This window comes from Streptomyces sp. NPDC001315, assembly GCF_042896175.1.
In the GTDB taxonomy this organism is placed as follows: domain Bacteria; phylum Actinomycetota; class Actinomycetes; order Streptomycetales; family Streptomycetaceae; genus Streptomyces.
Map to the genome: position 1 here is coordinate 410,969 of NZ_JBIAWZ010000005.1, position 19,197 is coordinate 430,165.

Consider the following 19,197-nt stretch of genomic DNA (forward strand, 5'->3'; position numbering starts at 1 on the left):
CTCTGGTGCAACCACTACAGGGACGTCGATGTCACGTCCGTCGTGGTCCAAGATCAAGGGAGATCGATGATCAGGGAACTCGCGTACCTCCGAGTCGCCTCTCCACGCCACGAGGACTGGGTCGCTTACGCCACCGAGGTCCTCGGCTGCCAGCTCGCCCCCCGCGGAACCGACGGCTCGGTCCGCCTTCGCGTCGACGACGCGGCCCACCGGATCGGGATCTCGCCCGGGGCAGAGGACGCCTTCGAGGCCGCCGGCTGGGGCTTCGTCAACGAGTCCGAGCTCGCGGCATACGTCGAGCGCCTCAGGGGCGTAGGTGTGAGGGTCACCGAGGGCACCCCGGAGGAGTGCGCCGACCGCGCCGTCGCCGGCATGTGGTGGGTGACCGACCCGTGGGGGAACCGTCATGAGTTCGTCTGGGGCCAGCAGCGCCACCCCGGCACGTTCTGGCCGGGCCGGCGGATCAGCGGCTTCGTGAGCGACGACTTCGGCCTCGGCCACATCGTCCTCATCGCGCCGAGCCTGGCCGAGGCCGACGCGTTCTACGGCGACCTGCTCGGCTTCACCCTCTCGGACCGGGTGAACGAGGAGTTCATGAAGGTCCGCTTCTACCACTGCAACGGGCGGCACCACTCCCTCGGGATCGCCGAGGTGCCAGGAACGGTCGGTTTCAACCACCTCATGCTCGAGGTGCGCGATCTCGACGACGTCGGCACCGGACACGACCTCGCCCGGAAGAAGGGTCATCCGATCGTACGGGCGCTCGGCCGCCACACGAACGACCTCATGACGAGCTTCTACATGACGACGCCGTCCTCGTTCCAGATCGAGTACGGCTGCGGAGGTCTCGTCGTCGACGACCGCACATGGGTCGCCTCGACCAACGACCGCCCCTCCCTGTGGGGCCACGAACTGACCGACTGGGGGCGGGACAACCCGCCCGGCATCCTGAACAAGCTCGAGGAGGCGACCCGATGAGGCTCGCCAGCCGCGGAGGACGCGCCTTCGTCCTCCGGGACGAGTCAACCGGCTGGGACCTGGAGTCCGCGAGCGACGGCCGGTTCCCGGCCGACCCGATGGCCATGTACGCCCGCGTCGCCGAGATCCAGGAGTGGCTCGCCGCCTACGCCGGGGCCGCGGCCGAGACCGTACGCCCGGAGGAGCTCGACGCACCGGTGCCGAAGCCGGGGACGATCGTCGCGATCGGCCTGAACTACGCCGAGCACGCGGCCGAGGCCGGCTTCGAGGCGCCGACCGAACTGCCGCCGGTCTTTGCGAAGTTCCCCTCGTCGATCACCGGGGCTCACGGCGAGATCGCCCTGCCCGAGGGCGGTACGACCGACTGGGAGGTCGAGGCCGTCGCGGTCGTCGGAGCCGCCATGCACGACGTCGCGCCCGAGGACGTGTTCGACCACCTCGCGGGCCTGACCGTCGGGCAGGACATCTCCGAGCGGAGCCGTCAGTTCTCCGGGCCCGCACCGCAGTTCGGTCTCTCGAAGTCCTACCCCGGTTTCTCGCCGATCGGGCCGTGGGTCGTCACCCTCGACGAGCTCGACGACCCGAACGACCTGCGGCTCGGCTGCTCGATCGACGGCGAGGTCGTCCAGCAGGGCACGACCACCAAGCTCCTCTTCTCGATCCCGCGCTCGCTCTCCGAGCTGTCGAAGGTCCTCACCCTCCAGCCGGGCGACCTCGTGTTCACGGGGACGCCGGACGGCGTCGGGATGGGAATGAACCCGCCCCGCTACCTCGCTTCGGGCGAGGTCCTCGAGACCTGGATCGACGGCATCGGGCGGATGCGGCACGTCTTCCGCTGAACCCGCGCCGCCTGAGTTCGTCGGACCAGGCCCGCATCGGCAAAGGAGCCGAACCCATGCCCCACCCCCTCTCCACCCGGCGGTTCACCGCCCTCACCACGGCCACCGTCACCGCCCTCCTCCTCGCCGCCTGCGGCGCGGGCGAGAAGGGCTCGACCGAAACGAACACGTCCGGCGGCACCTCCGCCTCGGCCGGCAGCGCCGGTACCGACGAGGCGAAGAAGAACGTCGCCGCCTGGGCCGGCACCCCGCAGTGGCCGGACGTCCCGAAGCTGAGCAAGAAGGTCGACCTCAAGGGCAAGAGATTCACCTACGTCGCCCTCGGTGACCAGGTGCCGGTCATCCACGGCATCGGAGTCGGTGTCGAACAGGCGCTCTCCGCCGCAGGCGCGAAGGTGGACACCTGCGACGGCAAGTTCAACCCGACCTCGGTCGCCTCCTGCCTCAAGACCGCGGGCGACGAGAAGGTCGACGGCGTCATCACCTCGTTCATCGACTACCAGATGGCCGGACCCGCCTTCGATCAGCTCGCACGCAAGGGCGTCAAGGTCATCGCCGGCGGCGTCGCCCCGTCGGGAGGGAGGACGAACGACCCGACCCTCGCCTTCTACGACAACACTCCGCGCGTCTTCGCCCTCCACGAGGCGATGGCGGAGAGCGCCGTCGCCCAGCTCGGCGACGGGGCGAAGGTCGTCTGGGCCAAGCTCATGGACTCGACGACGACCCGGACCGCGAGCGCGAAGGGTATCGCCAAGTTCAAGGAGCTCTGCCCGGGCTGCCAGATCGAGAGCGTCGAGTTCACGACGGTGAACCTCGACAAGCTCGGCCTGGCGATCAGCGCCGCGCTCCTCTCGAACCCGGACACGAACGCGATCGTCGTCCCGGTCGACACGATGGTCCCTTCAGCCCTCCAGGGCATCCAGAGCGCGGGCAAGGCGGGGAAGATCAAGGTCTTCTCCTCGAGCTCCGACCTCGCCGGGCTCCAGCGGGTCAAGGACGGCCGGCAGACCTCCGACCTCGGCACCCCGGTCCTCTACGAGGGATGGCGTTTCGCCCACGCGATGATGCAGCTCCTCGCCGGTGACGAGGTGTCCAAGGGCGACCAGCTCGTGACCCGCGACTTCACCAAGGACAACGTCGGCCCGCTGACCCTGACGCCGCAGAAGTACCTCACCGACGACTGGTTCGGCGGCAGCGGCTACCGCGACAAGTTCCTCACCGCCTGGGGACTGAAGTAACCGATGGGGACCGAACTCCGGCTCGAGGCGCGCGGGCTGTCGAAGACGTACGGCGGCTCCCGCGCTCTCCAGGACGCCGCCCTCGCCGTCGCGCCCGGCGAGATCCACGCCCTCGTGGGCCAGAACGGGTGCGGCAAGTCCACCCTCGTCAAGATCCTGACCGGCTATCACGCACCGGATCCGGGCGGCTCGATCAGTGTCGACGGGACCGGGCTGAGCCTGCCCGTGCGGTGGAGCGAGGCGACGGCGGCCGGGGTGTCCGTCGTCCACCAGGACCTCGGACTCCTCGACCACCTCACCGTCGCGGAGAACATCGGCGTCGGCGGCTATGCGCACTCGAAGACGACGGGGAAGATCAACTGGCGCGCCCAGAACGACATCGCGCGCAGGGTCCTCGACCGCCTCCGGGTGCCGATCGCCCCCACCGCGCCGGTCGCGTCCCTCTCCCCGACGCGCCGGGCGGAGGTCGCGATCGCACGGGCGCTGCGCGACCTCGAGCCGGGGCGTGGCCTGGTCATTCTGGACGAGGCGACCCGGGCCCTGCCCCGCGAGGAGCTCGACCGGTTTCACGGCCTGCTCCAGCGGGTCGTCGCCGAGGGAACGTCGATCCTGATGGTCAGCCACAACCTGGAGGAGGTGCTCCGTTTCGCCGACCGGGTCACGGTACTGAGGGACGGCAAGGTCGCGGCGGGGGCACTCGCGACGAAGGACCTCTCCGAACACGACCTCGCCCGGCACATGCTCGGTCGATCCGTCGACGCCGTCGCCCGCGAGGAACGCGACTTCACCGACGCCCCGGTCGTCGCGACGGTCTCCGGGCTCACCGCCCGGGACCTCAAAGACCTCGCGCTGGAAATCCGGCGTGGGGAGGTCGTCGGCCTGACCGGGCTTCCCGGCACCGGATTCGAGTCGATCCCTCGCCTGATCGCCGGTGTCGAACGGGCGCGGGCCGGCACCCTCACGACCGGTCGGCGGACGGTCGACCTGAGCCGGGCCGACGTGAGCGACTGCCTCAAGGCCGGCCTCGCGCTCGTCCCCGAGAAGCGCATCGTCGAGGGGGTCGCCCTCGAACTGAGCATCCGTGACAACATCGCCATCCCCAACGTCAGGCACCGCGGCAGTCCCTGGTTCGTCGGACGCCGCTGGCAGGACTCCACGGCGGCCGAGGCGATCACCCGGCTCGGCATCCGTACCCGATCCTCGCGGACCCTGATCCGCGAGCTCTCCGGGGGCAACCAGCAGAAGGTCCTCCTCGCGAAGTGGCTCTCGGTCGCACCGGACGTCGTCGTCCTCCACGAACCGACCCAGGCCGTCGATGTCGGCGCCCGGGCCGACATCCTCCGGTCGATCCGCGAGGCAGCGGCCCGGGGCCTCGGCGTCCTTCTCGTGAGCATCGCGCCGAACGACCTCGTCGACGCCTGTGACCGGATCCTCGTCGTCGGCCGGGACGGGCGGGTGCAGACCCTGCGCACCCATGAGCCGGACGACGTGCTCGAGGCCGTCTACGACGAGCCCGCGCCCACGGGGCCGGCACCGACCGAACCCACCACCGACGTACGAGACGACCGGTCCATCGGGACCGAGGGGAGGTGACCATGTCGGATTTCACGGGACGTTCCGACTCCGTCCTCGCAGCCAGGGCCGGCCAGGAACCGATCGTCGACCAGTCGGCCGCGACGACCGCCGGCACCGCGACGACGGACCGCGGCCGGATGCCCTGGCTCGGGACGATGGCGAGCAGGTACGCCCTCGTCCTCGTGTGGGCGCTCATGGCGCTCGTCTACTACATCCTCATGCCGCACCGGTTCGGCTCCACGGCGACGATCTCCTCGATCTTCGGCTCCCAGCAGGTCCTCGTCTTCCTCGCGCTGTCGGCGATGATCACCCTCGTCGTCGGGGAGTTCGACCTCTCGATCGCCTCGGTCATGGGCCTCGCCGCGACCCTCGTCCCGGTCCTCGTGACAAGTCATGGCTGGAACGTCTGGGGCGCGTGCCTCTTCGCCCTGCTGGTCTGCCTCGTCGCCGGCGCGATCAACGCGTTCTTCGTCGTGATCGCCGGGGTGCCCAGCTTCGTCGTCACCCTCGGCATGGGCACGCTGCTGATGGGAGTAGCACAGGCCATCTCCGGATCGACGATCGTCTCGGTCGCGAGCCCGTCGCTGAGCGGCTTCGCGCTCCACGAGGTCCTGGGCATGCCGGTCTCGTTCTACTACGGCATCCTCCTGGCGGTCCTCCTCGCCTACATCCTCGGCTGGACGCCGCTCGGCCGCGGCATGATCTTCGTGGGCGCGAGCCCCGAGGTCGCCCGCCTCGCGGGCATCCCCGTACGCCGGATCCGGATCGGTGCGTACCTCGCCGGCGCGCTCCTCGCCGGCCTCGCGGGGGTCATGCTCGTCGCGACCGTCGGCGGCTTCGACTCCTCGTCCTCGGCGACCTACCTGCTGCCGGCGATCGCCGCGGTCTTCCTCGGCACGGCCGTCGTCCAGCCGGGCATGTTCAACCCGATCGGCACGATGATCGCCATCTACTTCCTCACGACGGGCATCTTCGGCCTCCAGCTCCTCGGCTTCTCCGGCTGGATCCAGAACGTCTTCTACGGCGCCGGTCTCGTCGTCGCGGTCACCCTCGCCAAGATCGTCCGGGACCGGACCACCGAATAGTCCTCCCCCCACGCCGAAAGGAACACCGACCATGCACCCGGCAACGGCGTACATCCTCGAGCACGCGGACGCGCTGCGCGCCGAGGCCGAACCCAGCGACGAGCTCGGACGGGTCACCGACCGCACCGCGGAGATCCTCCGGGAGTCGGGCGGGATCCGCCTCCTGCAGGCCAAGGACCTGGGCGGCTTCGAGGCCCACCCGAACGACTTCCTCGACTGGGTCCTCACCGTTGGCGAGCAGCACCCGTCGGCCGGCTGGATCGCCGGCGTCGTCGGCATCCATCCGTGGGAGATCTCGATCGCGTCCCCGCGGCTCCAGAAGGAGGTCTACGGGCAGGACCCCGACATCTGGGTCGCCTCGCCGTACGCCCCCTTCGGGCGGGCGGTGCCGGTCGAGGGCGGCTACCGGTTCAGCGGGAGCTGGCCCTTCAGCACCGGCACGGATCACTGCGAGTGGGTCATCCTCGGTGGCCTGCTCGCCGACGAGTCCGGCAGGCCGACGACGCCGCCGACGATGCGCCACTTCATCCTGCCGCGGTCGGACTACGAGATCGTCCCCGACTCGTGGAACGTCATGGGCCTGTCCGGCACCGGATCCAAAACAGTCCGGATGACCGACGCGTTCGTCCCCGACCACCGCGTCCTCGACGGCATCGAGGTCCGGAACAACACGTACAGCGACCGGTGGCGGCCGGGCGCGCCGCTGTACGCCATGCGGTTCGGAGTCATGTTCCCCTTCGCGATCAGCGCGGGCACCTTCGGTATCGCCCGTGGGGCCGTCGCGGCCGCCGAGCAGCACATCGTGGGCCGGGTCTCCTCCCAGGGCAGCGTCTCGAAGACGGACCCCTTCGTCCTCGACGCGCTCGCGAAGGCGCACGCCGACGTCGAGGCCGGAATCGCACACGTCCGCGCGATCATCGCCGGGTTCTACGACACGGTCGGCTCCGGCGGCGACATCACGGTCAAGGACCGGCTCCGCTTCCGACGCGATCAGGTCCGGGCGACCGACCGCGCGATCAGCTCGGTCAACGAGCTCTACCGGCTCATGGGTTCCTCATCGATCCAGCAGACGTCGCCGCTCGAGCGCTACTGGCGGGACCTCCAGGTCGCGGCGACGCACGTGTGCAACAGCCGCGAACCCTGCTATCTCGCCTGGGGTCTGGACCACCTCGGCGGCGAGATCCCGGCCACCGCGCAGTACTGAGCGCCACTGATCAGCCAGAGGCGAACGCCGACCCGGTCCCCCTCGGCGGCGCGGCGCTCTCCGACCAGAAGAGCCGTCATAACAGCAGATACCAGGAGTACTTGAGCAATGACGCTGACGTACGACGACACCAGCCGGTCCGTGAAGACCGAGGACTGGAATATTCATTACAACGAGGCGGGCTCTCAGGAGGCCCCCGCCGTCGTCCTCCTCCACGGCTCCGGACCGGGCGCGACGGGCTGGAGCAACTTCAAGACGAACCTCGAGCCGCTGTCCGCGCACTTCCGCGTGATCGCGCCCGACATGCCCGGCTGGGGCGAATCCGACCCGGTGGCCAAGGAGGAGCGCGACCACGCGAAGGCCGCCGTCCAGCTCCTCGACGCGCTCGGGATCGAGAAGGCCGCGTTCGTCGGCAACTCCATGGGCGGCATCACGACGCTGCGCCTCGCGACCGAGTACCCCGAGCGGGTCAGCCACGTCATCACGATGGGGCCCGGCTCCGGCCCCCAGCCCAAGCTCCTCACGCCGGGCGGCGGGCTGTCCGAGGGCATGAAGGTCCTCGTCGCCGCCTACCGCGACCCGTCCGCGGAGTCGATGAAGCGGCTGACGGAGGTCATGACCTTCGACAACGCGCGCTTCGCGACCGACGAACTCGCGGCCGAGCGCGCCGCCGGCGCCGCCAAGCACCCCGAGCACCTCTCGAACTACCTCGACGGCTTCGCCCGCGGCGGCGCGATCGCCCAGTGGTTCTCCCTCGACGCCCTCGAGTCGATGGACATCCCGACCCTGCTCATCCACGGCCGTGACGACCGAGTCGTCCACTTCGAGAACTCCCTGACCCTGCTCGCGCGGATCCGGAACTCGCGGCTGGTCCTGCTCAATCAGTGCGGCCACTGGGCGCAGGTCGAGCACGCCGACGAGTTCAACCGGCTCGTGACCGGGTTCGTCACCCACAACTGACAGTGCCACCCCGCGCGACGGCGACCCGCAGCGCGCCCCAGGAAGGTCATACGTACATGAGCGATGTCAAGAACAAGGTCGGTGCCGCGATACCGGTCCTCAAGGAGGAGTCCGTCCCGAGCGACGACCTCGGCAGGCTGACCGACAAGCTGGCCGCGACCCTCCGCGACACCGGCATCATCCGGATGTACCAGCCGATCGAGTTCGGCGGTGAGGAGGCACACCCCGTCGAGTTCATGGAGGCCCTGATGGCTGTCGCCGCGGCCTCGCCCGCCGCGGGCTGGGTCAGCGGCGTGGTGGGAGTCCACCCGTGGGAGATCGCGATGATGGACCACCGCCTCCAGGAGGAGATCTGGGGCGAGGACCCGGACACATGGACCGCGTCGCCCTACGCGCCCTTCGGCAGGGCCACACCGGTCGACGGCGGCTTCCTCTTCTCCGGCCGCTGGCCCTACTCGACCGGTACCGACCACTCCGCTTGGGTCATCCTCGGCGGCATGGTCGTCGACGAGGCCGGCGACCCCGGTACGCCGCCGGACATCCGCCACTTCGTCATCCCACGCAAGGACTACGCGATCCTCGAGGACACGTGGAACACGCTGGGCCTGAAGGGCACCGGCTCCAAGGACGTCGAGATGCACGACGTCTTCGTCCCCGACTACCGCGTCGTCGAGGGGATGGCGATGCACGACGGGGCCTACGAGGACCGTCGGCCCGGCAAGACGCTCTACAAGCTGAAGTTCCCCGTGGTCTTCTCCGCCGCGATCAACAGCGCGACGATCGGCATCGCCCAGGGCGCCCTCGACGTCTACCGGGACTACATGGTCCAGCGTGTCTCCGCCGACGGCCGCGTCGCGAGCAAGGACCCGATCCAGCTGAACGCCTACGCCGAGGCCGCCGCCGACGTCGCCGCGTCCAGGGCCCACCTGCTGAGCGACATGCGTGAGCTCTTCGACTTCGTCGAGAAGGGCGGCGAGATGAGCTGGACCCAGCGGCTCACCGCCCGCCGCAACGGGGTCCGTGCCGTCCGCCGCGCGACCGACGCCGTCGACCGCCTCTACAAGCTCTCCGGCGCCCAGGGCATCCACCTGCGCCTGCCGAACGAGCGGTACTGGCGCGACCTGCAGTCGGGCCTGAGCCACATCTGCAACCTCACCGAGGTCGTGAGCGTCGCCTGGGCCGCCGACGACCTCGGCGGGGAGCTCCCGCCACCCCCGCCGTTCGCCTGACCCGGCCACCACGAAACCGCCAGGAGACCACAAAATGATCACCTCTCTCGCCTACCTCGGCGTCGGCTCCCCGAACAAGGACAAGTGGCCACAGATGGCCACCGACATGTGGGGTGCCATGGTCGCCGACCCCGGACCCGACGGGGCCGTCCGCATCAAATTCGACGACGAGCCCTGGCGCATCCAGATCCACCCGGCCGACCAGGACGAGACCCGCTACATCGGCTGGGGCGTCGACTGGGAGGAGGACCTGGACGCGATCGAGAAGGCCCTCGCCGACGCCGGCATCACCGCTGAGCACGGTGACGCAGAGCTCGCCGCAGCCCGTGAGGTCAACCGGATCCTCTTCTTCACCGACCCCTGGGGCTTCCGCCACGAGGTCACATGGGGCCGCACGGCCCAGCCGTCGACGTTCCGCCCCGGCCGCGCGATCTCCGGTTTCGTGACCGGCCAGCAGGGCCTCGGACACGTCCTGCTGCTCATGCCGGACATCGAAGAGGGCCACCGCTTCTTCACCCGGCTCGGCTTCCGCCTCTCGGACAAGATCATCGTCCCCGGCCGGCTCAACGCCCGCTTCTACCACTGCAACGCACGCCACCACACACTCGCCCTCGGGCAGTGCCCCCCGGGCGTCGCCGGCCTCAACCACCTCATGATCCAGGTCGGCTCACTCGACGACGTCGGCACCGGCTACGAGATCGCCCGGAAGACGGGAGTCCCGATCACGCTGACGCTCGGCCGGCACACGAACGACCAGCAGTTCAGCTTCTACCACTCGACGCCGAGCTCGTTCCACGTCGAGTACGGCTTCGGCGGCCTCGAGGTCGACGAGGAGACGTGGGTGCCGAAGGTCTACGACCGCACGGCGGTCTGGGGCCACGAGCAGCACCCGGACAGCCAGGGCCGCCCGCCGGGCATCATGCACCCGCTCCCCGAGCCGCCCGCCCGGCCTGCCGGCGACGAGGGCTGATCCAGACATGACCCACACCACTGCGCCCTTCCCGGACGCAGGCGCGCTGACCGGAGTCGGCCCCACGCCGACCCCGGCAGGGCGGCGCGCCCGGCTCAGGTCCCTCCTCACCGACCCCACGGCCGGTCCGCTCGTGCTGCCCGGGGTCACCGACGCGCTCGGAGCCCGGCTCGTCGAGTCGGCCGGATTCGAGGCCGCGTACGCGACGGGGGCCGGCCTCGCGAACGCCCAGTTCGGCGTGCCGGACATCGGCCTCATCTCCCTCGGGGAGGTCGTCGCCCACGTCGACCGGGTCGCGTCCGCCACCGCACTGCCCGTCGTCGTCGACGGCGACACGGGCTTCGGCGGGCCGGTCACGACGATGCGCGCGGTACGGATGCTCGAGCGGGCCGGCGCGGCCGCGATCCAGCTCGAGGACCAGGAAATGCCCAAGCGGTGCGGGCACTTCGACCGCCACACCCTCGTCCCCGCCGAACACATGGCGGCCAAGCTCGTCGCCGCCCGGCAGGCACTCGAGGACCCGGCGACCGTCATCGTCGCGCGGACCGACGCGCGCAGCGCCTTCGGCATCGACGAGGCGATCCGGCGCGCATCCCGCTACGCCGACGCCGGCGCCGATGTCCTCTTCGTCGAGGCGCCGCGAACCGTCGAGGAGCTCGAGCGGGTCGGTCGCGAACTCGCCGGCCTCCCCCTCGTCGTGAACGTCGTCGAGGGCGCCAAGACGCCCCAGCTCACCCTCGACGAGTACGCCGGCCTCGGCTTCCGCGTCGTCCTCTACGCGAACTTCCTCCTGCGCGCGGTGATCCGCGCCGGCACCGACGCACTCGCCCACCTCCGCGAGACAGGGGAGACCGCGACGTACGCCGACCGCATCGCGACCTGGCAGGAACGCCAGGACCTGTTCCACCTCCCGGAGTTCAGCGCCGCCGAGGCCCACTTCGACGCGGTCGGGGTCCGGCCATGAGCCCCGAACCCGGTCTCCCGGCCGAGGGCCTGCCGGTCGAGACGGAGCTGCCCGACCGGGTCGGCGTCCTCGTCCTCGGCGGAGGCCTCGCGGGTGCGGCCGCCCTTCTCGCGGCCGCACAGGCGGGGGCGTACGCCGTCCTCCTCGAGAAGGCGGACACCCTCGGCGGGTCGACCGTGCGGTCGGCCGGGCTCTCGGCGTTCGCGGGAACCGACGAGCAGGCCGAGCAGGGCATCACCGACTCGGTCGGCCTCCTGCGGGAGGACATCCTCGCCACGGGCGGCCACGTCAACGACCCCGCCCTCGTCGACCTCTACTGCCGGCGCCAACTCGACACCTACCGCTGGCTCAAGGGGCTCGGCATCCGCTACGGCACCATCCACGCTGCCTCCGGGCAGAGCGTGCCGAGGTCGCACCCGAGCGACACGACCGCGATGCTCCGGGCGATCTTCGCGGCCGCCGGCCGGCTCGGTGCACGCCTGGTGACCGGCGCCGGCGCGCGACGGCTCCTCAGGGAGGACGGCCGGGTCGTCGGCGTCGAGATCGAGCGCTGCGGCGAGCGCCACGAGGTCCGGGCCGACGCCGTCGTCCTGGCGACCGGCGGCTTCTCCCGCGACCGGGACATGCTGACCCGCTTCGCGCCGCTCATGAAGGAGGCTCTCCTCGCGGGAGGCGGCGAGAACCGCGGCGACGGCCTGCTCATGGCCTGGCAGCTCGGCGCGGGCATGCGTGACCTGCCCTACGTCAAGGGGACGTACGGGATCTACCACGAGCCGCACCCGGGCGAGGACGGCACGGGGATCCTCGCCGTCTACAAGGGCGCGATCGCCGTCAACCGCGCCGGGCACCGCTTCGTCGACGAGTCGATCCCCTACAAGGCGCTCGGCGACGCGAGCCTCGCCCAGCCGACGGCCCGGACCTGGCAGGTCTTCGACGCGACGACGATGGCCCAGACGAACGACGAGGTCCCGATCTACGACTTCGGCGACCGACTGCGGGCCGGGATGCTCGAAACGGCCGACACGATCGAGGAGCTGGCGGCCAAGCTGGGGACCGAGCCCGGCGTCCTCGAGGCGACGGTCGCGGAGTACAACGACCGGATCGCGCGTGCCGAGCCGGACCCGTTCGGCCGGGTCCACCTCGTGGGCGGTGTCGGTGAGCGCCGCCCGATCGGGACGCCGCCCTTCTACGCCCAGTTGTCGGGGACGGTCGTCCTCGCGACGTACTGCGGCGTCACGGTCGACCCGACGATGCGGGTCCTCGACGTCTTCGGCGAGCCGATCCCTCGCCTCTACGCCGCCGGCGAGCTCGTCGGCGGCTTCCACGGGGCCGGATACATGACCGGCACCTCCATCGGGAAGTCCGCGATCTTCGGCCGGGTCGCGGGCACGGCTGCGGCGGCCGAGGAAAGCGAGCTGGAGTGGTGAGCACCCTGTTCGACCTGACGGGCAAGGTCACGCTCGTCATCGGGGCCGCGGCCGGGGGTCTCGGTGCCGCGGCCGCCCGTGGGCTCTTCGACCACGGGGCGAGCGTCGCCCTCGCCGACCTCGAGGCGCAGCAGGGCGGACTCGCCGAGACCGCCCAGGCCTGCGGCGGCGCCTCGTGTCACGCCGTCGACGTCACCTCCGAGGCGTCCGTCCGCGCGCTCGCGGACGCCGTCGTCGCCGCGCACGGCAGGATCGACGTCGTCGTCAACGCCGCCGGCGTCATGCTCCGCAAGGAGGTCGAGCAGACCACCCTGGAGGAGTTCGAGCGCGTGGTCCGGGTCAACCTGACCGGCACCTGGCTCGTCGGCCGCGAGTTCGGCCCCCGGCTCGCGGCGGCCGGCGGCGGCCGGATCGTCAACCTCACGACCGTCTACGCCGAGCGCGTCGGCCCCGTCCCCGAGAGCGCCTACTACGCGAGCAAGGCAGGCGTCGTCAACGTGACGCGCTCCCTCGCCGCCGAGCTCGGACACTCCGGCGTGAACGTCAACGCGTTCGCCCCGGCCGTCTTCTACCCGACCGCGATGACCGCGCCGCTGGCGCAGACCCCGGACCGGCTCACGTGGTTCGAGCAACGGACCATGCTCGGCCGGCTCGGCGATCCCGCCACCGACCTCGCCGGGCCGGTCGTCTTCCTCGCCTCCGACGCCTCTGCCTACGTGACCGGCCAGGTCCTCTACGCCGACGGCGGCTGGTCCGCATGGTGACCGCCGCTCCCCCAGCCACCGACCGTCCATCCGTACCCGACTCGAGGATCGCTCGATGACCCGCACCGCACTGCTCCTGCTCGACTACCAGGTCGCCCTCGCCGAGGAAGGGGACCTCTGTCTCGCTCCCCCGCTCGCCGCAGCCGTCCGCGAGCGCGGCGTCCTCAAGACGGCCCGCCGCGTCCTCGACGCCGCCCGGTCCGCACAGATACCCGTCTTCCACATCCGGCTCGCCTTCGACCCGACGTACCGGCTGCGCACGAACCGCCTCGCACGCTTCGACGGCTACCCCACGAACCGCACGATGCTCCGCGACTCGCCGGCGGCGCAGATCGTCGCCGAGCTCGCGCCGGCCGACGGTGAGCCCGTCGTCGACAAGGGCTGCGTCAACCCGTTCATCGGGACGCCGCTGCGCGAGGTGCTCGCGGCCGAGGGCATCGGGCACATCGTCCTCGGCGGGATCGCGACGCATCTCGTCGTCGAGTCCGCCGCCCGGCACGCCTCCGACTCCGGCCTGCAGGTCACGGTCGTCGAAGACATGTGCGCGGCCCCGGCGCCCGCCCTGCACGAGCACGCCGTCACCGCGACCCTTCCCCTCTTCGGCACGGTCTCCTCGGCCGACGACATCATCGGGAGCTGGGCATGAGCATGGTGGAAAAGACGTACGACGTCGTTGTCGCCGGCAGCGGCATCGCCGGCCTCAGCGCCGCGATCAGCGCCCGGGAGTCCGGGGCACGCGTCGCGCTCCTCGACCGCGCGACCGAGAAGGAGAGCGGCGGCAACACCCGCTACACCGAGGCGTATCTGCGGATGAAGTCGCTCGACGAGGTCGCCGACGACCTCGCCGAGGCGATCGTCGACGACTTCATGGGCCACCCGGACCCGGGCATCACCGCCGACTCCGGACTGGACTTCGAGCGCCGCAACCCGCTCCTGCGCGCCCACCCCGTCGTCGACCTCGACTACGTCGCCGCGTTCGCCGACAACGCGGGACCGACGCTGCGCTGGCTCGAGGGTCACGGCATCTCCTTCGGCGAGTTGCCGACGCTCTTCCTGACCGTGTCGACGACCCGCCTCGCACCGGTCGGCGGCGGGCTCGCGCTCGTCGAGACCCTCGGCCGCAAGGCCGTCGAGCTCGGCGTCGACCGGTTCTACGAGACGACCGCCCGCAACCTGGTCGTCACCGACTCCGGTGAGGTGACCGGCCTCGTCGCGACCGACGCCACCGGGGCCAGGGCCGTCTTCTCGGGCCAGGTCGTCCTCGCCTGCGGCGGCTATGAGGGCAACGCCGAGATGATGGCCCGCTACCACGGCGACAAGGGCATGACCTGCCGGCCCGTCGCCCGCGGCGGCAACTACAACAAAGGTGAGGGCATCGAGATGGCGATCGCCGCCGGCGCCGCGACCGCCGGCAACTTCAGCCTCTTCCACGCCGAGCCGGTCGACCCGCGCTCCGGCGACCCGGAGGCCGCGATCATGGCCTTCACCTACGGCGTCCTCGTCAACGTCCAGGGACGCCGGTTCGTCGACGAGGCCCGAGGCCCGGTCGACGCGTGGTACGAGCGGACGACCCGTGACATCCACGCCCAGCCGAGGGGCATGGCGTGGATGATCCTCGACGCCGCCGGCCAGGCGATCCCGAACCTCAAGACCGCGATCCGCACCGAGGAGAAGCCGGTCCGGGGCGACTCGATCGCGGCACTCGCGAAGGCGATCGACGTCGACCCGGACGTCCTCGCCGAGACGATCGGGGCATACAACGCGTCCTGCCCCGAAGGCGAGTGGGACCCGACCCGGCCCGACGGACTCGCGACGACCGGCGTCACACCGCCCAAGTCGAACTGGGCCCGGCCCATCGCTCAGGGACCCTTCATCGCCTACCCCGTCATGGCCGCGAACGTCTTCACCTTCGGCGGGCTCAAGGTCGACGCGTCCTCGCGCGTGGTGAACAAGGACGGCCGCATCATCCCGGGCCTCTACGCCGCCGGCGAGATGACGGGCCTGTACTACTCGAACTACACCGGCTCGACCTCGGTCCTGCGCGGTGCGACGCTCGGAAAGATCGCGGGCGCGCACGCCGCCACGAGGGCGGTCTGACATGCGGATCTGGCACCAGTCCTTCACGGTTCTCGACGACGTCCCGCACTACCGGGACGCGCTGGCGCGGCACCTCGGGTCGGTCGCCGCGCCGGGGACGGAGGTCGTCCTGCACGGAATGACGCCGGGGACCTACCCGAGCGACTATCCGGGGACGCACATCCGGTACGCCTACCTGTCCGGGCTGCACAAGGAGCAGTTCGTCCACGCGGCCCTCCGCGCGCAGGACGAGGGCTACGACGCGTTCCTCATCGCGACGATCCCGGACACGGCGTACGAGGAGTGCCGCAGCCTCGTCGACATCCCCGTCGTGACGCTCGGGCAGACCTCGGTCCTCCTCGCCGCGACCCTCGGCGACACGGTCGGGATCGTCAACTTCATCGGCGCCCTGGAGCCGCAACTCCGCCGGAACATGCGGGTCTACGGCCTGGACCGGATCGTCGGGCCGATCCGCCAGGTCGCCGCGGAGTTCACCGACGTCATGGCCGCGTACGCGTCCCCGGACGGTCTGCTCTCGGCGTTCACCGAGGCGGCCCGCGAGGCGATCGCGGCCGGCGCGACCGTCATCGTCCCCGGGGAGGGGCCGCTCAACGTCTTCCTCGCCGACCACCGTGTGAGCCGTGTCGACGACGTGCCCGTCCTCGACTCCCTCGGGACCTGCCTCCAGGTCGCTCAGATGCGGGCGCGGCAGTACCGCGGCGCCGGGCTCGTCGCCTCCCGCGTCGGCTTCCACCACGAGCAGCCGCCGCGCGAACTCGTGAACCGGGCGCGGAACTTCTACGGGACGAACCGCGTCCCGTCCGAGGGGAGCTGAGCATGTCCGGGGACTTCGAAGTCGACGTCGTCTGCGCCGGGGCGGGGGCCTGCGGCCTGCTCGCCGGGCTCCGCGCGTCGCAAAACCCCGACCTCGTCGTCGCCGTCCTCGAGAAGAGCACACGCGAGGGCTGCAACGCGCAGGTGTCGAGTGGCAGCCTCGCCGCCGGGGGGACCCGCTTCCAGGCCGCCGCCGGGATCGAGGACTCACCCGCCCGGCACGCCGCGGACATCCTGGCCGAGAACGGCGACGAGCGACACCGCCCTCTCGTCGAGGCACTGACCGCAGTCGCGCCCCACTACGTCCACTGGATCGCCGACGACCTCGGCTATCCGCTCGAGGTCGGGGTCGATATGACCAGGCACGGGATCTCCGTGCCCCGCCTCCACACCGATCCGCTGCGCCGCGGTGGCAGCCCGCTCGTCAGCCACCTCCGCGGGATCCTCGCCGGCCGCCCCAACGTCGCCCTCCTCGACGAGGCACCTGTGACCGGGCTGCGGGTCGAGGGCTCGGGGCCGGACACCCGGGTCATCGGGGTGACGGCCCGCCAGGGCGGTGCCGATCTGACCGTCTCCGCGCGGACGACGGTCCTCGCCACGGACGGTTTCGCCGGCAACCGGGCGCTGATGCGCGAGTTCTGCGCCGAACTGGGCGACCCGTTCCACGGGGGCGTGAGCACCGCGACCGGAGACGCCGTCGCATGGCTGCGCGACCTCGGCGCCGAGTTCCGCAACATGGGCGCCTGCCTGCGCCATGGCCAGGTCACGATCCACGGCACCCGGATCAACCCGAACCTGCCCTGGCTGGGCGCAGTCCTCGTGAACACCCGTGGCGAGCGGTTCATCGACGAGCAGGCGTACGGCTACTCGGGGCTCGCGCCGCACGTCGCCGCCCAGCCGAACGAACGTGCCCTCATGGTCTGGGACGACGAAGCCGACCTCGTCGCCTCGCACTCGGAGATGATGCGCGACTCGGCGAAGGCCGGGGCCCTCGGCAGCGCTCCGGACCTCGCGACCCTGGCCGAGGACGTACGCATGGACCCGCTCCTCCTCGATCGCGCCCTCGAGCCGATCGCCGGCCGCCGTCGCCTCGTCGCTCCGTTCCATTACGCCTGGCTGACCCACGGCGTCCTCACGACCCAGGGCGGGACCGCGATCGACACGCACGGCCGGGTGCTCCGGAAGGACGGCTCGGCCGTCGCCGGTCTGCGCGCGGGCGGCGGGACGGCCGTCGGGCTCGCGGGCCCGGACTCCTCCGGCTACAGCTCGGGCAACGGCCTGCTCGCCGCGATGGGCATGGGCTGGATCGTCGGCAACGACCTCGCCGCCGGCCTCACCTGACGCTCACTCCGCAAGGCCGCGGACGCCGCCATCGGTGCCACCGAACAGGCCCTGTTCCACATGGCCCGCAAGCACGGCAGGATCGTACATCTGGTCCATCCCGCGTACACCACGATGGACTGCGCGCAGTGCGGAGCAAGAGCCAAGCACGCCCTGCCGCTGGGTGAACGCACCTACACCTGCACCGCCTGCGGACACGTCTCACCCCGGGACAAGAACTCCGCACGCGTGATGCTCGTCAGGGCAGGTTTGAGCCCTGCTGGCGCCGAGGGCATCAGACCGGCCGGAACGCAGTTCCGCCCGGCAGCCTGAGCCAGGAATCCCCTTCCCCTTCAGGGAGGGGAGCATTCAAATGAGGTAGTCGCCGGTGGTCGCCTGCCATGCGGCGTACTGGTCGCCCGCCCGCGTCTCGAGGCTGCGCGAGATCCTGGCCGCGGCCTCCTCGAGGGCGGCGATCCACCGGCGCACCTGGTGCGCACCGGCCCCTCGGGGCAACTGGCCGAGCCGGAGACACAGCGCGACCGAGCCGTCCGGGCCGAGGACGGGACCGATGATCGCGCCGAGGTCGTAGGTATCGCCGTCCACGATCTCGCACGTCTCGTAGAACGGGGAGGCGTCGGCGATCACGGCCCGGACGGCGCGCTCGCGGGCCGGCGTCAGCTCGCCCGCGGCGTACTCCCGCATCGCCTCGGTGAGGTCGCCGTACTGCGGGCCGCCCTCGGGCTGGATCCGGGACATCGCGTAGCCGAGCTCCCGGACCGTCTTGAGGCGGCAGCGGTACTTCTCGACGACGTCGGGCTCCTGCGAGGACGCGCGCCGCAGCCACGCCTCGATGGTCGCCTCGGGCGCCCACGCGATGTACGCCTCGCCGAGCGGGGGCATCAGCGGCACCCGCCGCCCGAGCTGCTCCTGCGGCCGGGCACTGCCGCCGAACGCGCTCACCGCGGTGGTGAGTTCGTGGTCGTTGACCGCGACGAGGAGGGCCGCCTCGCACCGGTGCTCGCGGGCGAGTCGCTCCACCGTCGTCCGCCCGACGTCGGCGAGCCGGACCGCCTCGATGAGCTCGGCGTCGCCGCGCGCCACGAGACCGCGCGGCGAGAAGCCGCCGTAGCCGCCCTGGAAGAAGAGCAGCGGCGTCGCGGGCCGGGTCACCGCCATGTCTTGGACGCGGCACAGGACGATGAGGTGGTCACCTGCCGGGACGACCCGATCGAGGACGCAGTGGATGTGCGCGACGGCACCGTCGAGGGCGGGCACGCCGTACGCCGACGGGGACCAGTCGACGTCGTCGAACTTCCCAGGCCGCGGCACGGCCATCGTCCGGCACAACTCGAGCTGGTCGTGCGCGAGGACGTTGACGCAGAAGGTCCCTGAGTCGCGCATGAGGGCGAAGGTCCCCGACGTCGTCGTCGGCATGAACGAGACGAGCGGCGGGTCGAGCGAAACCGACGTGAAGGTGCCGACGACCATGCCCACCGGCTCCCCCGACTCGGTCGTCCCGGTCACTACGGCCACGCCGGTGGGATAGTGGCCCATGACCTCCCGGTAGTGCGCGGGGTCGACGGCTGTTCCCGGCTCGCCCGCCTGCTGGGAATCGATCACGGCGTCACCTCACTGATCTACGACTCTGTAGTGCCCACTACAGCGAAAGTTAGGGTCTCCGACCGTGCTGCGCAAGGTTTCGCGCGCACAGCAACGAGAATTGGCCGATGT

The 19,197-nt window shown here is 71.0% G+C and carries 17 protein-coding genes and 1 pseudogene; 17 read left to right on the top strand and 1 reads right to left on the bottom strand.

Features of this window, described 5'->3' with window-relative positions; all coding sequences use genetic code 11:
• Positions 1-66: 66 nt before the first annotated feature.
• The 17 genes and pseudogenes from ACFY16_RS17950 to ACFY16_RS18030 form a co-directional block, all read left to right on the top strand.
• Positions 67-978 (top strand): VOC family protein, encoded by a 912-nt coding sequence (locus ACFY16_RS17950; RefSeq protein WP_390648059.1) that lies wholly within the window; start codon positions 67-69, stop codon positions 976-978.
• Positions 975-1,817 (top strand): fumarylacetoacetate hydrolase family protein, encoded by an 843-nt coding sequence (locus ACFY16_RS17955; RefSeq protein ID WP_390648060.1) that lies wholly within the window; start codon positions 975-977, stop codon positions 1,815-1,817. Before ACFY16_RS17950 ends, ACFY16_RS17955 begins: the two co-directional genes overlap by 4 nt.
• 56 nt (positions 1,818-1,873) lie before the next feature.
• On the top strand, positions 1,874-3,055 hold the full coding sequence (locus ACFY16_RS17960; protein ID WP_390648061.1) for a sugar ABC transporter substrate-binding protein: 1,182 nt from the start codon (positions 1,874-1,876) through the stop codon (positions 3,053-3,055).
• Positions 3,056-3,058: 3 nt separating this feature from the next.
• The gene (locus tag ACFY16_RS17965) at positions 3,059-4,648 is read left to right on the top strand and encodes a sugar ABC transporter ATP-binding protein (RefSeq protein ID WP_390648062.1); all 1,590 of its coding nucleotides are present in this window, start codon (positions 3,059-3,061) and stop codon (positions 4,646-4,648) included.
• 2 nt (positions 4,649-4,650) lie between these two features.
• Positions 4,651-5,715 carry an ABC transporter permease gene (locus ACFY16_RS17970; protein ID WP_390648063.1) on the top strand — a complete coding sequence of 355 codons (1,065 nt, stop codon included), beginning with the start codon at positions 4,651-4,653 and terminating at the stop codon, positions 5,713-5,715.
• A 31-nt stretch (positions 5,716-5,746) separates the two neighbouring features.
• Positions 5,747-6,919, top strand: coding sequence for a hydroxylase (locus ACFY16_RS17975; protein WP_390648064.1), 1,173 nt, complete (start codon positions 5,747-5,749; stop codon positions 6,917-6,919).
• Positions 6,920-7,027: 108 nt separating this feature from the next.
• Positions 7,028-7,879, top strand: a complete 852-nt coding sequence (locus tag ACFY16_RS17980; protein WP_390648065.1) for an alpha/beta fold hydrolase — start codon at positions 7,028-7,030, stop codon at positions 7,877-7,879.
• A 56-nt stretch (positions 7,880-7,935) separates the two neighbouring features.
• Positions 7,936-9,108 carry an acyl-CoA dehydrogenase family protein gene (locus ACFY16_RS17985; RefSeq protein WP_390648066.1) on the top strand — a complete coding sequence of 391 codons (1,173 nt, stop codon included), beginning with the start codon at positions 7,936-7,938 and terminating at the stop codon, positions 9,106-9,108.
• Between the two features lie 34 nt (positions 9,109-9,142).
• Positions 9,143-10,078, top strand: a complete 936-nt coding sequence (locus ACFY16_RS17990; protein WP_390648067.1) for a VOC family protein — start codon at positions 9,143-9,145, stop codon at positions 10,076-10,078.
• Positions 10,079-10,085: 7 nt separating this feature from the next.
• Complete coding sequence (locus ACFY16_RS17995) at positions 10,086-11,042, top strand: oxaloacetate decarboxylase (protein WP_390648068.1); 957 nt, start codon at positions 10,086-10,088, stop codon at positions 11,040-11,042.
• Complete coding sequence (locus ACFY16_RS18000) at positions 11,039-12,469, top strand: FAD-dependent oxidoreductase (RefSeq protein WP_390648069.1); 1,431 nt, start codon at positions 11,039-11,041, stop codon at positions 12,467-12,469. The genes ACFY16_RS17995 and ACFY16_RS18000 overlap by 4 nt, the downstream gene beginning before the upstream one ends.
• Complete coding sequence (locus ACFY16_RS18005) at positions 12,466-13,233, top strand: SDR family NAD(P)-dependent oxidoreductase (protein WP_390648070.1); 768 nt, start codon at positions 12,466-12,468, stop codon at positions 13,231-13,233. The genes ACFY16_RS18000 and ACFY16_RS18005 overlap by 4 nt, the downstream gene beginning before the upstream one ends.
• A 55-nt stretch (positions 13,234-13,288) precedes the next feature.
• Positions 13,289-13,879, top strand: a complete 591-nt coding sequence (locus ACFY16_RS18010; protein ID WP_390648071.1) for a cysteine hydrolase family protein — start codon at positions 13,289-13,291, stop codon at positions 13,877-13,879.
• Positions 13,876-15,330 (top strand): FAD-dependent oxidoreductase, encoded by a 1,455-nt coding sequence (locus ACFY16_RS18015; protein ID WP_390648072.1) that lies wholly within the window; start codon positions 13,876-13,878, stop codon positions 15,328-15,330. The genes ACFY16_RS18010 and ACFY16_RS18015 overlap by 4 nt, the downstream gene beginning before the upstream one ends.
• Before the next feature lies 1 nt (position 15,331).
• Entirely contained in the window at positions 15,332-16,144 is an 813-nt protein-coding gene (locus tag ACFY16_RS18020; RefSeq protein ID WP_390648073.1) for an aspartate/glutamate racemase family protein, read from the top strand.
• Positions 16,145-16,146: 2 nt separating this feature from the next.
• The gene (locus tag ACFY16_RS18025) at positions 16,147-17,484 is read left to right on the top strand and encodes an FAD-binding protein (protein WP_390648074.1); all 1,338 of its coding nucleotides are present in this window, start codon (positions 16,147-16,149) and stop codon (positions 17,482-17,484) included.
• 9 nt (positions 17,485-17,493) lie between these two features.
• Positions 17,494-17,796, top strand: a pseudogene (locus tag ACFY16_RS18030) (zinc ribbon domain-containing protein); the annotation flags it as partial.
• A gap of 36 nt (positions 17,797-17,832) precedes the next feature.
• Here the strand turns inward: ACFY16_RS18030 and ACFY16_RS18035 are convergent.
• A complete protein-coding gene (locus tag ACFY16_RS18035; protein ID WP_390648075.1) occupies positions 17,833-19,086 on the bottom strand; it encodes a flavin reductase in 1,254 nt (417 codons plus the stop codon).
• Between the last annotated feature and the right edge of the window lie 111 nt (positions 19,087-19,197).

Excerpts from the sequence above, each read along its gene's own strand:
- ACFY16_RS17950 (WP_390648059.1), top strand. The coding sequence starts at position 67 with ATGATCAGGGAACTCGCGTACCTCCGAGTCGCCTCTCCACGCCACGAG.
- ACFY16_RS17955 (WP_390648060.1), top strand. The coding sequence starts at position 975 with ATGAGGCTCGCCAGCCGCGGAGGACGCGCCTTCGTCCTCCGGGACGAG.
- ACFY16_RS17960 (WP_390648061.1), top strand. The coding sequence starts at position 1,874 with ATGCCCCACCCCCTCTCCACCCGGCGGTTCACCGCCCTCACCACGGCC.
- ACFY16_RS17965 (WP_390648062.1), top strand. The coding sequence starts at position 3,059 with ATGGGGACCGAACTCCGGCTCGAGGCGCGCGGGCTGTCGAAGACGTAC.
- ACFY16_RS17970 (WP_390648063.1), top strand. The coding sequence starts at position 4,651 with ATGTCGGATTTCACGGGACGTTCCGACTCCGTCCTCGCAGCCAGGGCC.
- ACFY16_RS17975 (WP_390648064.1), top strand. The coding sequence starts at position 5,747 with ATGCACCCGGCAACGGCGTACATCCTCGAGCACGCGGACGCGCTGCGC.
- ACFY16_RS17980 (WP_390648065.1), top strand. The coding sequence starts at position 7,028 with ATGACGCTGACGTACGACGACACCAGCCGGTCCGTGAAGACCGAGGAC.
- ACFY16_RS17985 (WP_390648066.1), top strand. The coding sequence starts at position 7,936 with ATGAGCGATGTCAAGAACAAGGTCGGTGCCGCGATACCGGTCCTCAAG.
- ACFY16_RS17990 (WP_390648067.1), top strand. The coding sequence starts at position 9,143 with ATGATCACCTCTCTCGCCTACCTCGGCGTCGGCTCCCCGAACAAGGAC.
- ACFY16_RS17995 (WP_390648068.1), top strand. The coding sequence starts at position 10,086 with ATGACCCACACCACTGCGCCCTTCCCGGACGCAGGCGCGCTGACCGGA.
- ACFY16_RS18000 (WP_390648069.1), top strand. The coding sequence starts at position 11,039 with ATGAGCCCCGAACCCGGTCTCCCGGCCGAGGGCCTGCCGGTCGAGACG.
- ACFY16_RS18010 (WP_390648071.1), top strand. The coding sequence starts at position 13,289 with ATGACCCGCACCGCACTGCTCCTGCTCGACTACCAGGTCGCCCTCGCC.
- ACFY16_RS18015 (WP_390648072.1), top strand. The coding sequence starts at position 13,876 with ATGAGCATGGTGGAAAAGACGTACGACGTCGTTGTCGCCGGCAGCGGC.
- ACFY16_RS18020 (WP_390648073.1), top strand. The coding sequence starts at position 15,332 with ATGCGGATCTGGCACCAGTCCTTCACGGTTCTCGACGACGTCCCGCAC.
- ACFY16_RS18025 (WP_390648074.1), top strand. The coding sequence starts at position 16,147 with ATGTCCGGGGACTTCGAAGTCGACGTCGTCTGCGCCGGGGCGGGGGCC.